A 14,436-nucleotide genomic window follows, 5' to 3' on the forward strand; every position below is an offset into this window, starting at 1 on the left:
CGGTTGGGCCGGAAGGATGGGCCGCTGCATGCCGCTGACAATCGAGCACCGCCTGCGGGAGGCCGGCGTCGAGCGCGTGATGCTGCCCATGGGCAAGGCCAATCCGGACCTGCAGCATGTCAACGCCTGGCGCATCGGCCCTTCGGTCCTGGTCGATACCGGCAAGGACGATGCCGAAACCCGCAATGCCTGGCAGCATGCCGGCGGGCTGGGCGGCATCACCGACATCGTCTGTACCCATGGCCATCCCGACCATATGGGGCTCGCCCACCATTTCGAAGCGGCATACGGCGCCCGCATCCAAGCGACGACCCTGGAACTGGATGCTGTCCGGCTTGGCTTCAATCGCGCGCCTGACGCAAAGGCCGGCCTGCGGCGGAAATTTCTGCTCGATATGGGTGGCTTGCGCAGCGGAGCCAGCCCCACAACGCCTCTCGGTGGCAGCCCCACCAGACCGCCAGTCGCTCCGCTCACGCTTGAGGACGGCGACCGCCTCGCGTTTGAGGGCGGAGCCTGGCGCGTGCAGCTGGGGGGCGGGCACTCGCCGCGACCGGCCCTGTTCATCAATGACGCGCATGACCTGGTCATCACCGGCGACCAGATACTCCCCGACACTGCGCCCTATGTCGGCGTCTCCTTCGGCGCCCCCGATGCCGACCCCATGTCCGACATGATCGCGTTTCTCAATGCATGGACCCACGTGAACGCCGATTGCATCGCCCTGCCGGGCCATGGCGCGCCGTTTACCGATCCCGGCCGGCGGGCCCGCGCTCATCTTGCGTCCTATGAGCGTCGGCTGGCGCGCGTCTGGGCCGCAGCGGAACGCCCCTTGACCTGTGCCGATCTCCTGCCCAGCCTGTTCCGCGTCAGTGCCGGGAGCCCAGTGCTCGACATCCACTACACCATGGCAGCAGCACTGCTGAACCACTTGGTTGCGGCTGATAAAATGCAGCGCTGGCGCGATGCCGATGGCCCCCTTCTTTACCAGCAGCGCTGAGGCTAGTGGCCGGCCTGGGCAAAGCGCATCGGCGACATGCCGGTCCAGCCCCGGAAGGCCCTGCAGAACGCGGCGGCATCGGCATAGCCAAGCCGGGCTGCTGCCTCAATCAATGGCATATGGCCGCCGCGCAACAGGGATCGCGCGCGCAGGAGGCGCTGTTGTTGCACAAGGTCGCGAAAGCTGGTTCCGGCTTCCTCCAGATGTCGACGCAAGCTGCGCTCGGACGTGTGCATTTCCAGCGCCACTGTGGCGATATCGAGCGGCGCCCGCCCCATACGGCGATTGATGATCGCCACTGTGGCCTCGACAATTCCGGTGGTTTCAGACGCGCCATTGTCCTGTCTCATCAGATCGACCAAGTGCCGCTCCAAGACTTTCGCACCCCCGCCTGCACCGTGACCGAGCGGCCGTTCAAGGTCCGAGTTGGCGACGACCAGGCGGTTCGCATCGCACGACCCAAAGACCGGCGCATCGAAAAAGGCGCGCAGCGGCCGCTTGTCGGCAGGCAGGACATGCTCGAATTCCACCGTCTCCGGCGACCAATGGGCAAAGCCGGCCTGGCGTCCCAGCGTCACCAGCGCAGCAAGCGTCAGCTCTGCGTCCTGCCGGCGCGGCCAGATGCTCGGATCGTCGATGACATAGGTGTAGTGCGTGACGTCCTCATGCCGCTCGATGAGGAACCGCGTATTGATCTGCCACAGGCCCTGAAAGCCGCCATAGAGCTCGAACACCTCGCGCAATGTGCCGGCATTTGCCAAGAGAGCGCAAAAGGGCCCGAGGCTACGCTGATCGAAGCGCCGTCCGATATCGAAGCCGAGATAGGGGTTGTTGGTCTGCTCGGCTGCGTCCTCCAGCAATTCGGTGTGGCACCGGAGCGGCACCCAGGCGTAGGGGGACGCGATGTCGGAGGAGGTCAGGCCATGGCGTCCAAGCGTGGCGCCTATCGGCTGGTGCAGCCGCTGCAACTCGTTCAGGGTAGGTTCGAGGAAAAAGGCACGAATGGCAGACTGGCCATGCATCTTGCCAATAGTCTCACCGCGCATATCCGTCTCCCCGACTGCGCCGAGGCGAATTTTGATCGCGCTTCGGCAGGACCGATACACAAAGGATAAGTGCACTGGCATTGGCGTCTAGCCTTGGAGCGCAACCATGACGGCCAGACTGGGGAGCGAAGCCGATCGTGAGCGGCGGCTGGCACAAGCCCAGATTGGGCCAAGAAGCTGCGGTTAGCGCCATGCCAACCGCAGCGCCGCGATGATCAGCGGCCGATTGCGGCCGCTTCCAGGGTTTGTTGGACGAGGTCGTCAAAGGCGATCTTTGCCGGGCGGCGCATATAGGTGACGATGTCGTCCTTGATCAGCGGTGCGTACCAGCGTTCCGCAATCACGCTGCTGCGCTTCTGGATGCCCAGCACGCAAAGCATCTGCGCGGCATTGCAGTCCACGTCGTGGCCGATGCCGCAGATGATCTCGAGTGTCCGATCGAAATCGCCCTCCCCGAACCACAGGGCCACCACTTGGGCTGCGGCATTGGGATAGACGTGGATCCAGTTATATTCGATATATTCCGCATCGCACTTGGCCCAGGCCGTCTGCCAGTCAGAAGAATTGCGGCACGCATCGAGCGCGAAGGCCAGCACGGCGCCATATTCGGTCGCGGTGGAGAACAGCGCGCAGGTTGAGACCAGCAGGTCCTGTGTGTCCGAAAGCGTGTAGGCACGCGCGGCAAGCACGGCGTTGAATACCTCCCCCAGGATGCCATTGCCGGCGGCGGATACTTCCGCGTCGATATAGGCAAGGCGGGCGGCTTCGCGGGCGCGACCCGGCGCAACCATGCCGCAAATGGTGCCGCGCATCTGGCCGCCGATCCATTCGTCGAACGGGTTTTCGAGCCAGCCGCTGACCGGCGGCATGATACCGCGGCGGATATTGTTGAGCGCAATGCCTTCCGCCGACCAGCCCATGGGGATCATGCCGGTCCAGCGCGCCGCAATATCGGCACCGGTAATGGCAGCGCCCTTTTCGCGATAGGCCTCGAGGAAAGCGAGCTCGAACGTAATGTCGTCGTTATAGGTGTTGGGTTCGCGCACATAGTCGCGGATAGGGCCGAAGACGTCAGCGATATTTTCCGCCGTATAGCCCTCGAGCGCCGTACCCGCTGCCGCGCCGACCAGCTGCCCCAGCCAGGCCGCGCGGGTCTGGTCGGCAAAGTCGGCTCCGGCGACATCGACGGCCTCGTCTTCGGGCCAATTGGTCGCTGCGTCGAACTCCGCCCAGCTCTGGTAGCGCAGGGTCTTTTGAGAGGCATGCTCGGGATCGGGCTTGGCCGCCTGCATGATGGCGCGCAGGCGCATATCGATCATGTAAAGCTGTTCGAAATCGGCCGCATCGACCGCCTTGAGGCCATCGGCGAGCAAGTCATGGTACGGCGCGAGGACGTAGCCCTTGCTTTCCAGCGACTGCAAGGCGCCGGCCATCAGGCATTCGGGCGCGGCCGAGCCTGGCACATTGCTCTTCCAGAACATGGCCAGCATCGCATCGCCAGCAGCCATCACGGCGCTGGCGTCCCAGGTTTGCTCCTCGGCGCTGCGCACCACCGGCTTGGTGTTGCGCAGGAGGTCGCGGGTAAGTTCCCAGGCTTTCATTGGTCTCGTCCTTGATGGTTCAGGAATGGGTGCGGGCCTTGGCCTGTCGGCGCGCGGCATAGACGGTGAGCACGATCACCGGCACGATATAGGGGATCATCTGCATGAGCTCGTTGGGCAGTCCGAGGGCCTGCATGGTGATGGCAGTCGTTTCGGCGACGGCAAGCACGGCAGCAGCCGCAAATGTGCCCCAGGCCGTGCCCATGCCCATCACCTCGGCGGCGATGGCGATGAAGCCGCGGCCGGCCGTCATGTTCTGGGCGAACCAACTCACATAGCCCATCGAGAGATAGGCGCCGGCGGCGCCACCGAACGCGCCGGAGATCATGAGCGCGAAAAGTTGGGTGCGATTACGGGATATGCCCGCCGCGGCAGCCGCCTTGGGGTCGGCACCGACGGCGCGGATATGCAGTCCGAACGGCGTCCGCGCCAGCATGATCGAGACAAGCGGCACGCAGGCAATGGCCAGGTAGGTCAGCATGTGGTGACCCGAGAGCAGGCTGCCGAGAACGGGAATGTCCCGCAGCAGCGGAATATGGATGGAAGGCAGGACGCCGCTTTGCAGGGCGCCGGACATGCCCTTGTCTCCGGTGGCCAGGAACAGGCCCAAGGTCGTCGCCGAGGCCGCAGCCAGGTTGAGCGCGATGCCGGTGATGATGAAATGCGTCCCCAGTCCATTGATCGCCAGGGCCATCAGCGCGCCAAGCGCAGCACCACAGGCGATGGCGGCAAGGAGCCCGATCATCGGCGTGCCGGTCCAGGCGCTGGCCAGCACTCCGACCAGGGCACCGGACAGCATCATGCCTTCCATGCCGATATTGAGCACGCCGGCACGGTCGGAAATGAGCACGCCAAGAGCGGCGAGCAGCAGCGGAGTCATCACGCGCAGCACGGTGGCGAACAGTGCCGGATCGGAGATCGAGGACCAGATGGCGTCGCTCATAGTGCCTGCTCCTGGCCCTTGATGTCGCGGATCAGCCGCAGGAAGGCGGGATGGCGGAAAATGGCGGTGGCGGTGACCACCAGCATAATGGCCGCGGTGACGAGGCCCACCACTTCGCTCGGGACAGCCAGGTTGCGGGCCAGCATGTCGCCACCCACTTGCAGATAGGCGAGGAACAAGGCGGCCGGGATGACGAGGAAGGGGTTTTCGCGCGCCAGGATGGCGATGGTGATGCCGGTCCAGCCGTGGCCGGGCAGGGCGGTCCAGGAAAAGCGGTTGTAGAGCCCGAGCACCTCGATGGCGCCCGCCATGCCGGCCACGAGCCCGCCAATGATCTGTGCGCGCATGACGAGAGCGCCGCTATTGAGGCCCAGATGCTGGGCAAATCCGGGGCCGGCGCCGACAATGCGCAGATTGAGGCCGCCCCGGGTACCATAGAGCCAGATGCCGCCAATGATGCAGGCCGCGAAAGCCACGATCACACCGGTATGCAAGCGCGTCCCTGCCATGAGGCGCTCAAGGGTGAAATCGCCCGGCAACCGGTAGGACATCAGCGCCCCGGCATTGGGATCGCGCAGGTAGTAGTTCAGGATGAAGATGCCGGCATAGAGGAAGGCGAAGTTGAGCACGAGCGAGTTGACCATTTCGGAGGCGCCGAAGCGGACCTTGAGATAGCCAGGCACCGAGCAGGCGAATGACCCGACCAGCGCGCCGACGAGAATGGCAATGGGGGCAGCAATCATGCCGGTAAGGGGCAGGAACAGGGCCGCCGCCGTGGCGGCAATGCCACCCAGGAAGAAGCTGCCCTCGACGCCCAGGTTGAAACTGCCGGCCCGGAAGATCAGTGTCGCGGCAAGGCCTGTCAGCATGGTAGGCGTGGCGAGTTCCAAGACGTTGCCAAGATGGCGCATCGTGCCAAAAGGCCCGAGAAGAAAGAGGCCGAGGACCTGCGCCGGGTCGGGTTGCGACAACGCGACGGGAACCAGGACGGCCAGGATCACCACGGCGATGACCAGTGCTGTCAGAGCAAATTCTGTAAGGCCGGCAAGGGCTGAACGGATCATGCGGCCTGCTCCAGTCCGAGCATGTAGGGGCCCAATGCTGCCGGGGTCAGGCCGGCATCATTGGGCAGGTCGGCCACGATGCGCCCATTGAAGAGCACCACAACGCGGTCGGCCAATCTCAGAAGTTCATCGAGGTCTGCGGTGACCAGCAGCACGGCGGCGCCCGAGCGGGCGACGGCATCGATGCGGGAATGCAGGAATGCCGCCGACGCCACGTCGATACCGCGGGTCGGCTGATCGGCGATGAGCAGGCGCGGCGAGCCGGCCAGTTCGCGAGCCGCGATCAGCTTTTGCGCATTGCCGCCGGACAGGGAATCCAGTCTTTCGGTGATGCCACGCATGCGCACGGCAAACGTGCGAACCATGGCACCGACATGCTTGCGGATCGCGCCGCGCCTGAGGAAGGGGCCCCATTGCAGGCCGCGGTCGCCATCGGTGCCGGCAATGGCATTGTCGATCAGCGTCAGGCTGGGTGTGCCGCCCTGGGTGAACCGATCGGCAGGCAGATAGGCCAGCCCGGACTTTCGCCATTCGGCGATGCTGGCCTTGTCCATGGCCTGCCCGTCGAAGCGGATCGAGCCGGTGCTTGCCCGCATCTGCCCGCTCAGCAGAGCCACGAGGCCCCGCTGGCCTGAGCCATCGACGCCGGCAATGCCGACGATCTCGTTGGCGCCGATCTTCAGTGAGATATTGCTCAGTCGATCGGCAGTGTCACGTGTCTGCGTCGTCACATCAGCGATCTCCACCAGCGGCGCACCGCCGGATGCGCCAGCCTCGCGGCGGACGATCTCGATATCGCGGCCCATCACCATGCGGGTGATTTCGGCATCGCTGACCTCGGCCAGCGGCAATGTCGCGACCACACTGCCGGCGCGCAGCACCGTGACCATATCGGCCAGCGCGCGCACTTCGTGCAGCTTGTGCGAGATGAACAGAATGGTGATGCCGGTGTCCCTCAGGGCGCGCAAGCGGAGGAACAATTCTTCGATTTCCGGCGGCGACAGCACGGCAGTCGGTTCATCAAGGATGAGCAGGCGCGTTTGGCGCGCCAGCGCCTTGAGAATTTCGACCTTTTGCTGAGCCGCGACCGAAAGGGTTTCTATGCGCGCATCGGGAGCGACATCGAGCTCGTAGCGGTTGCTCAGCTCGATGACCTGCTCCCGGGCGCGACGCCGGTCGATGAAGACGCCCGCACGCGGTTCGTGACCCAGAATGATGTTCTCGGTCACGGTGAGTGGCGCGACCAGCGAAAAATGCTGGTGCACCATGCCGATACCGTTGCGGCCGGCAAAGTCGGGTGCCGCCGTGTCGACGGCGGCACCGTCTAGAAGAACCTGTCCGGCGCTGTGGGGCTCAAGGCCGAACAGGATCTTCATCAGCGTGGATTTGCCCGCGCCGTTTTCGCCGCAGATGGCGTGGATCGACCCCTTGCGAATGTCGAAAGTGGCATCATTGAGGGCCACCGTGCCGTTCGGATAGGTCTTGGAGACCTTCTCGAACACAACGATCGGAATGGGCGACGTCATCTGCACAATCGTCCTGGTTTATGGGCGAACGCTGTCACGCGTCGCGGCAATGGCGGCGCTATCCATGCCGAAGGCCGTGGGCACCTGGATTTCGCCCGCCGCAATGGCGGCCTTGGCGGCTTCGATTGCAGCAACGGTTTCGGGCGATGCCAGTTTTTCAAAGTTGCCGGTTTCGACGATGCCGACAGCGCCTTCCGCCAGGCCTACGGTTTCGGCGGTGCCGAAGGGCAATTTGCCCTCGCGGTACATTTCATAGGCCCGCACCAGGCTGACATCGACATTCTTGAGTACCGAACTCACGACGCGGCTGGCCAGCGCCGGATCGCTTTCGGCGAAAATGGCCTCCTGGTCGGAGTCGACGCCGAGGACATATTGGTTGGTTTCTGCAGCAGCCGATACCTGGCCCAGCCCGGCCTGCGAGGCGGCAATGAAGCCGATGCCGACGCCGGCGCGGTACTGCGCCAGACCGAGTTCCTTGCCCTTGGCAGCATCGGTGAACGAGCCGGCATAGGAGACGGAAACCTTGATGTCCGGGTTCACCGACTGCGCACCGGCAATATAGCCGATGAGGAAGTCGTTGATAACCGGAATATCCATGCCGCCGAGGAAGCCGAGATTCTTGCCCGTGCCGTCCGGCAGACCATTCTGCAGCAGGCTGGCGGCGAGAATGCCACCGAGATAGGAGCCCTCGTTCTGCTTGTACTGTATGGAATAGACATTGGCATAAGCGCCGCCGTCATAGGGGAGGGAGGCGTCGAAGAGAATGTACTTATTGTCCGGATAGAGCTCGGCCACGTCGCCCAGGGTTTCCGACAGCGAGAAGGTGCCGCCGATGATCAGGTCCCAATCCTGTTCCGAGACTTCAAGCAGTGCCGGTTCCCAACCGGTCGGATCGTCGCCGATCTCGAGAACGCGGGTTTCGACATCGTCGCCATAGGTGGCCTTGATCTGCTCAAGGCCGCGATTGGCCGAATCGAAGAACGACTTGTCGCCCAGGGCGCCGTTGATCAGCAGCAGGATCTTGTCCTGCGCCATGGCGCCTGCCTGCGTCGCGACGAGCAAGGTCGCCGCGCTGACCAAGCCGAGAAGCGCGCGGCGCGCATGAGTTCCGTTTGTCGCCTTGACCATGATGAACCTCCCCTGGTGCTTTTGGCATTCTCTTGAAACGGCCGCATAGCAGTCGTTTAATCGTGTAAATGATAAGTCGGTGGCCCGGGGTTCTGTCAAGGGGCGTCGTGACGAACATTCAACCAGACTTGGCGACGCGGGATTTTTCCGCCAAGGGGTATCAGCGGGGTGATGCAATGAGCCGACGACGAAGTCCAACGATCAAAGATGTGGCGAAGGCGGCGGGCGTATCCTCTGCCACCGTCTCCTACGTGCTGAACGGGCTCAACAAAGTCACCCCGGAAGTGGACGCTCTGGTGCGTCGTGCCGCCACCGAGATCGGCTATTCCCGCAACAATGCCGCGCGCGCTCTCAAGACCGGTCACCATCATCTGATCGGCTGCATTCTGCCCACGCTCACCAGCCCGGTCTTCCCCGAGATAGCCCAGGCCGTGCAGCGGCGTGCCGCACACCATGGTTATGCGACGGTCGTGGTCGATTCCGGCAACGAGCCCATGCGCGAGCTCGAAGTCATCGAGACCTTGGGGCGGCATGGCATTGATGGCGTCGTCGCGCTTTTGCATCCGAGCTTTCCCCTGGCGACACCGCCGCAATTACCGATGGTTTCGCTGGACGCGCCATTCCCTGGCCTCGATGGCGTCATGGCCGACCACATTACCGGCGGCCGGCTGATGGCGGAGCATGTGGTTGGGCTTGGCCACCGCAGGGTGGGACTCCTGTCGGGATTCCAGGAGCACACCAGTAATCGCGAACGCCGCGATGGCTTCGTGCAGGGAGCCGGGGAACGACTGGATCTGGTCTGGGAAATCCAGGTCGATCTCGTGCCGCAGCTGCCGGACGCTGCGGTGGCCGCGATCGCGCGACGCGAGGTCAGCGTCATCGTCTGCGTCAATGATCTCGTCGCCATCGCTGCACTCAGTGCCTTGAAAAGTCTGGGATTGAGCGTGCCTGATGACGTGTCAGTCATCGGCTTCGATGACATGCAGTGGAGCAGCTGGCCGTTGATCAGCCTGACCACGGTGCGCCAGCCGCTCAACGTTCTGGGCGAACGGGCCGTGGACCTGCTGGTTGAGCGGATATCGGGCACCAGCATGCCGATAACGGTTGAACGGCTGCCCGTTGAGCTGGTGGTGCGCACCAGCACAAGGGCCGTCGACTAGCGGCAACCCCGGCATTTGTGCCTCGACTAGCGGCACCCCGGAGGCGCCTGGATCATTTCAAACCGAGGCGGGTTCAGGGCAATTTCGCCTCTCTCCCTCTGGGGAGGGGATGCTAGAGCCGCTTTAACACCATTTTGAAACGCTCTAAAGCGAGCCGGCGCTGGTCATCGTCCCCGTCGCGAAGGCCAGGGTTGCGGCGGCCGCGAACGCGTTGCTGCGGGCCTGAGCCTGGGCATATTGCGCTTTGAGCAGGCCGGTCTGTGCGACGCTGACATCCGCCAGTGTGCCCAGTCCGTTCTGATAATATTCAAGCGCCGCGTCGTAATTGGTGCGCGCGGCGGACACCAGTTCGCTGGCGGCGGCATGGCCGGATAGGCTGGTGCGCAATACGTCATAGGCGACCACGATTTCCTGCGCTGCCGTATTCTGCAACCGGGCAAAATCCTGCTGCGACGCCGCCGCATTGGCGCGGGCGGAATCGAGCCGAGCATCGCGCATCCCGCCATCGAAGATGGGCATGGTGACGCCAAGCAGCAGCGCTGCATTGGGCTGGTTGACCTCAAGGTTCGCCGAGGACGACAGGCGCGAGTCGCTGACCGAATAATTGCCGATCACCCGGTTTGCCGTCGCCGACACCGCGATCTTGGGCAGGAATTCCGCCTGTGCCGCCAAAATGCCCTGCTCGCTGGCCTTCATCTGCGCGAAGGAGGCCTGCACATCGGGCCGCCGCTGCAGCGAGGTGACGATCAGGCTATCGAGATTGGCGGGCACCTGGCGGGGCAGGGGCTTGCCACCCAGATCCTGCACCTTGATGCTGGTGGTGGGGGATATTCCCATGGCCCCGAGCAGCATGGAATAGCTGCCGCGTTCATGGCCGCTGGCCTGGGTCAGGTCGAACTGGGCCTGCGCCACCTGCTGCTTGGCCTGCGCCACCTCCATCGTGGTGGCCACGCCCTGCTTGAGCCGCGCCTCGGCGGCGCTTAACACCACCTTGGCATTGTCGAGAGCCTCGCGGTCGATACGGCTTTGTGCCCTTGCGGCGCTATATTGATAATAGGCGTTGGCGACGTCGAAAATCAGCTTTTGGTGGGTGGCGTTGAAGCCCACATTGGCCACGAACGACAATTGCTGCGCCGTAGCCAGCGCCGCGTCGCGCGCACCGAAATCGAACAGCAGCCATTTGATCGCCAGCGATGGCACGAGCTGTCCACCCGATGTGGTGATGGTGCCATTGGGCACGCTGATGATCCCGGCATCGAGGCCCGGTGCGGTATTGGAGGTCACCGCATAGCCGGCCAGCACATCGGCGGTCAGCACCGGCAGATAGGTGGCCTCGGCAACGCCGGTGGCCGCTGCAGCTTCTCGCGCACGCTCCCAGGCGGCCCGCGTCACCGGGCTCGACAATTGCGCGATATTGATGAGCTCGGGCAGGCTGTAGCTGCGTGAAGAATCCAGCTTCGGGGTTGCGATGGCAATCGGCATGGTCGGGTCGGCGGCCACGCCAAAATCACGGCTGCCGGTGTCGACGGCCGCTTGCCCCGCCGTGCCCTGATAAGGCGTCGTGGCGCTGGCCGGCGCCAGCTTCAGTGCCGAGCTCGAACAGGCCGCCAGCCCAAGAGCCATTATGGCCAGTGTGCCGAGGCGTATCAAACTGCGTCCGCCCATCACATGGCCTCCAGCGTCGTGGCAAAGCCCTCGAGCAGTTTGCGATGGGTATGGCCGGCCGCAACCAGATCGCTCCGCCAGGGCGCCCGGCGGGGTGCGGTTTCGGCCAGATGCTCAAGCCGCCCCAATGTCTGGAAGGAATGGTGCAGCGCGTTTTCAAGCATGGTCCGGGCCTCGGGTTCGGGTTTGAGGATAGCCTCTGACGCCACCGCCAAAAACCCACTGCTGGACGCTTCCTGTACAAGCGTTGCCGCTTTGACACGGCGGGGCGCGCCGAAGAGGTAGCGTGGTTCGGCACGCAAGGTCTGCAGCCGCGCAATGTCAGGCATGGCCCGGTAGCCGGCGTCGAGGATGGCGGCGGCATGGGGCAGGATGGGCGAGGACGCGCGCAACCGCGACGGCTCGAAGGCAGAAAGTCTGGCCAGTCGTCCCGCAGCATCGAATTCTGCAATGGCCGCCGCCAATCCGCCAGCCGAGCGTTTCAGCACCCTTGCCAGTCCGGCGATGCCATTGGCCAGATGGGCGCCGACGCTGCCCGAAACACTGGTCGGCCACAGCCACAGGAAGACGATGGTCACCACCACATTGCCGATCAGAATGCCGAGAATGCGGTTGGTGGCGACGTGGGTGTCGAAGCTCGGCCCGAAGCCGGGCAGCACGCAGAGGAAAAAGGCCAGCGCCATCTGCCAGCCGGCATATTGGATAAGGCTCGATCCATTCGATACCCAGGCCGCCACAAAACTTCCCGCCGCCACCAGCAGCAGCAAATGCCCGATATCGGTCATGTAGGGCATGAGGAACACGATGCTGGCAATGCCCATGGCCGCACCGACCAGGCACCCGATAATGCGCAGGCTTGCCTTGTGCAGCGTTTCCCCGGTCGTCCCCAGCGCCACGTAGAAGCAGGTGATCATTGCCGTATGGATTTCGAACCAGCCGCCGGCGGTGTAGATGCCATAGGTGATGAACACCGCCAGCAAGGTCTTGAGCGCGAACTGCGCGTAAGCGGGATTGGTAAAGGTATCGGCAGGCTCTTTGGGCGCCGAAGCAGGGCGCGCGGGCAGCGCCATCGCGCCACACCAGATGCGGCCCATCGCGTCAGCGGTCGCGGCGAGGGGGCGCGCCGCGCGGGTATCGGCGACGAGCGGCGCGTGGTGGCGTGTCGTGTCGCGCTGCTCGATGCGCTGCGCCAACTGCTCGATTCCAGTGGCCAGCCGCTGATCGGCAACGGCGCTCAGGCTCAGCGCCAGCAGCTCCTGCGCCTGTGGCAGCAGAACGTTGAGCCTTGCTGCCTCGTCCGTGCCCTGGAATCCGAACGCTGCGCCCAGCCGCGACGGCGAGGCCAAAGCGCCGACATTTTCGCGGAGCAGCGCGTCGGCTTGTTTAAAAGCACCCTCTTCGCGCCGCAAGAGCGCCGCGCTGGCCAGCAAGCGCCTGGCCACGGCCTGCCGCACCAACCTTGCCGGATTGGGGCCGATCAGCGCATTGACCAGCACCAGCACCGCCATGGGCACGAACACCACCACCCACATCCAGCTCAGCGCCCGCGACATCAGTTCCGGAATGGGCACGAAGTCGTTAAGCGTCATCACGAATGCGAAGACGAATCCCACCGTCGCGGCGATCGGACCGGCCTTGGTGGCAACGGAAAAATACATGCCGGCAAAGGTAAAGCCGGCCATCAGCGCCAAGCGCAGCATCGGCTCGTCCGAGGCGATCTGCAGAAACAGCAGACCCAGCCCGATGCCCACAGTCGCCGCGATGATGAGGCCCAGGCCGATCAGGATGCCGCTTGCCGCATTGTCGCGACTGGCAAAAAAGATGAGGTAGCAGGACAGGGCCGCTTCCGGCACCTGTTGGCTCATGGAAAACGCCACCACCAGCACGCAGCACAGCGCCATGCGCACGGCAGCGCCCAGCCGCCCCTCGCGCGGCCGCAAGTCCTCGGCGACAATGTCGAACAGGCCCGGCCTAGTGTTCGGCCGCGACATGTTCGGCGTCCGCGTGACCGGTGACCACCACGATGGCCGACGCGCCGACGCGCATCAGGTCCGCTGGTGGATCCTCGATTTCGACATAGACCGGGAAACGCTTCGCAACCTTCACCCAGTTGAGCGAATTGGAGATGATCGGGAGGCCTAGGATATTGGCCGCATCGGCCGAGCGCACGCCCCAGCCAATGGCCGACACCTTGCCCCGAACCGTCGCCTGCGAATTGGCCATGATGAACACCTCGACGCTGTCACCCACGGCGATATTGGGCAGTTCAGTCTCCCGGAAAAAGGCCACCGCTTCCCATTGCGCCGTGTCGATCATGGCGAATACGGTCTGGCCGGTGATCACATATTGCCCGGCGGGCATTGTAAGCCCCGAAATGATGCCGTCGAAGGGGGCACGCACCGTGGTATTGTCGAGATCGCGCTGCGCCAGCGCCACCGTCGCCTGCGCCGTATCCACCTGCGCCTGTCGCGTATCCAGCGTGCCGATCACCTGGCTCGCGCCCTGCGACTGCTGCAGCGATTGTTCGAGGCTCACAAGCGCGTCATTATAGGCGGTGCGAGCCTGGTCGACCTGCTGCGCGGTCACGAAGCCGCGGTCGAGCAGCGGCGTCAGCCGGTCCAGCGTCTGCTTGGCCAGGTCGGCATTGAATTGCGCCCGCTCGATCTGTTTCTGCGCCACATCGGCATTGGACTGTTCGGTGGCGATATTGCGCTCACCCTGCGCCAGTTCCGATTGCGCCGCGCGCAATTCTGCCTGCGCCTGGTCCAGACGCAATTGATAGGGCTCGGGGTCGATCTGGAACAGCACATCGCCCTGCTTGACCGCCTGATTGTTGTGCACCGCGATGGAAATGATCCGCCCCGGCACGTTGGAGGAAATCTGCACCACCGGCGCCTCGATCTCGGCGACGTCGGAGCGCGGATTGGCCAGGCCATTGCTCCAGGCCAGAAAGATCATGAAGGCGGTGAGCGCGAAGATGGCGTAGCCGAGGATTTTTCCGATGATCGGGCGCATCAAACCGTCCCCGTCCAGAGCATGTAGAGTCCGATGCCGAAGCTGATCGACAGGCAGAGATAGACCAGCGGCGGCGCCGGCAGGTGCTCGTCGATATGGGTGGCGATGAACAGCGCCCGCATGGCGACGGCCAGCACGATTCCACCCACTGCGCAGATCACCCAGGCCGGAAAGAACGAGCCGAACACCGAAATCGAGGGTGCACGCGCAGCGCTGCTGCTGCATCCCTGCACCAGCAGGGCGACAAGGGCCAATGCCCCGAACCGCTGAGATTTCACCGTGCACCCCTTT

General features: G+C 64.1%; 12 protein-coding genes. 2 read left to right on the plus strand and 10 right to left on the minus strand.

Annotated features, from left to right (window positions below; genetic code table 11):
- Nucleotides 1-28: 28 nt before the first annotated feature.
- Nucleotides 29-997 carry an MBL fold metallo-hydrolase gene (locus BGO80_RS17440; protein WP_286722634.1) on the plus strand — a complete coding sequence of 323 codons (969 nt, stop codon included), beginning with the start codon at nucleotides 29-31 and terminating at the stop codon, nucleotides 995-997.
- A 2-nt stretch (nucleotides 998-999) separates the two neighbouring features.
- Here the strand turns inward: BGO80_RS17440 and BGO80_RS17445 are convergent, their stop codons facing one another.
- The 6 genes from BGO80_RS17445 to BGO80_RS17470 form a co-directional block, all read right to left on the minus strand.
- Nucleotides 1,000-2,043 carry an AraC family transcriptional regulator gene (locus BGO80_RS17445; protein WP_286722636.1) on the minus strand — a complete coding sequence of 348 codons (1,044 nt, stop codon included), beginning with the start codon at nucleotides 2,041-2,043 and terminating at the stop codon, nucleotides 1,000-1,002.
- A gap of 215 nt (nucleotides 2,044-2,258) precedes the next feature.
- Entirely contained in the window at nucleotides 2,259-3,644 is a 1,386-nt protein-coding gene (locus BGO80_RS17450; protein WP_286722637.1) for an ADP-ribosylglycohydrolase family protein, read from the minus strand.
- Nucleotides 3,645-3,663: 19 nt separating this feature from the next.
- Entirely contained in the window at nucleotides 3,664-4,587 is a 924-nt protein-coding gene (locus tag BGO80_RS17455) for an ABC transporter permease (RefSeq protein ID WP_286722638.1), read from the minus strand.
- Nucleotides 4,584-5,648, minus strand: a complete 1,065-nt coding sequence (locus BGO80_RS17460; RefSeq protein WP_286723074.1) for an ABC transporter permease — start codon at nucleotides 5,646-5,648, stop codon at nucleotides 4,584-4,586. Before BGO80_RS17460 ends, BGO80_RS17455 begins: the two co-directional genes overlap by 4 nt.
- Nucleotides 5,648-7,177: an ABC transporter ATP-binding protein gene (locus BGO80_RS17465; protein ID WP_286722640.1), complete on the minus strand. Its 1,530-nt coding sequence runs from the start codon at nucleotides 7,175-7,177 to the stop codon at nucleotides 5,648-5,650. The genes BGO80_RS17460 and BGO80_RS17465 overlap by 1 nt, the downstream gene beginning before the upstream one ends.
- An 18-nt stretch (nucleotides 7,178-7,195) precedes the next feature.
- On the minus strand, nucleotides 7,196-8,305 hold the full coding sequence (locus tag BGO80_RS17470; RefSeq protein WP_353744215.1) for a BMP family ABC transporter substrate-binding protein: 1,110 nt from the start codon (nucleotides 8,303-8,305) through the stop codon (nucleotides 7,196-7,198).
- 209 nt (nucleotides 8,306-8,514) lie between these two features.
- Between BGO80_RS17470 and BGO80_RS17475 the strand changes: the two genes are divergently transcribed.
- A complete protein-coding gene (locus tag BGO80_RS17475; RefSeq protein ID WP_286722642.1) occupies nucleotides 8,515-9,465 on the plus strand; it encodes a LacI family DNA-binding transcriptional regulator in 951 nt (316 codons plus the stop codon).
- Between the two features lie 144 nt (nucleotides 9,466-9,609).
- Here BGO80_RS17475 and BGO80_RS17480 read toward each other — a convergent pair whose 3' ends face one another.
- From BGO80_RS17480 to BGO80_RS17495, 4 genes are read right to left on the minus strand one after another with little or no spacing between them, the layout of a single operon-like run.
- Nucleotides 9,610-11,130 carry a TolC family protein gene (locus BGO80_RS17480; protein ID WP_286722643.1) on the minus strand — a complete coding sequence of 507 codons (1,521 nt, stop codon included), beginning with the start codon at nucleotides 11,128-11,130 and terminating at the stop codon, nucleotides 9,610-9,612.
- Nucleotides 11,130-13,121: an FUSC family protein gene (locus tag BGO80_RS17485; protein WP_286722645.1), complete on the minus strand. Its 1,992-nt coding sequence runs from the start codon at nucleotides 13,119-13,121 to the stop codon at nucleotides 11,130-11,132. Before BGO80_RS17485 ends, BGO80_RS17480 begins: the two co-directional genes overlap by 1 nt.
- Nucleotides 13,102-14,145: a multidrug transporter subunit MdtN gene (gene mdtN, locus BGO80_RS17490; RefSeq protein WP_286722647.1), complete on the minus strand. Its 1,044-nt coding sequence runs from the start codon at nucleotides 14,143-14,145 to the stop codon at nucleotides 13,102-13,104. Before mdtN ends, BGO80_RS17485 begins: the two co-directional genes overlap by 20 nt.
- Nucleotides 14,145-14,423, minus strand: coding sequence for a YtcA family lipoprotein (locus BGO80_RS17495; protein WP_286722649.1), 279 nt, complete (start codon nucleotides 14,421-14,423; stop codon nucleotides 14,145-14,147). The genes mdtN and BGO80_RS17495 overlap by 1 nt, the downstream gene beginning before the upstream one ends.
- Nucleotides 14,424-14,436: the final 13 nt, after the last annotated feature.

It is taken from the genome of Devosia sp. 63-57 (assembly GCF_001899045.1).
GTDB classification, from domain to species: domain Bacteria; phylum Pseudomonadota; class Alphaproteobacteria; order Rhizobiales; family Devosiaceae; genus Devosia; species Devosia equisanguinis.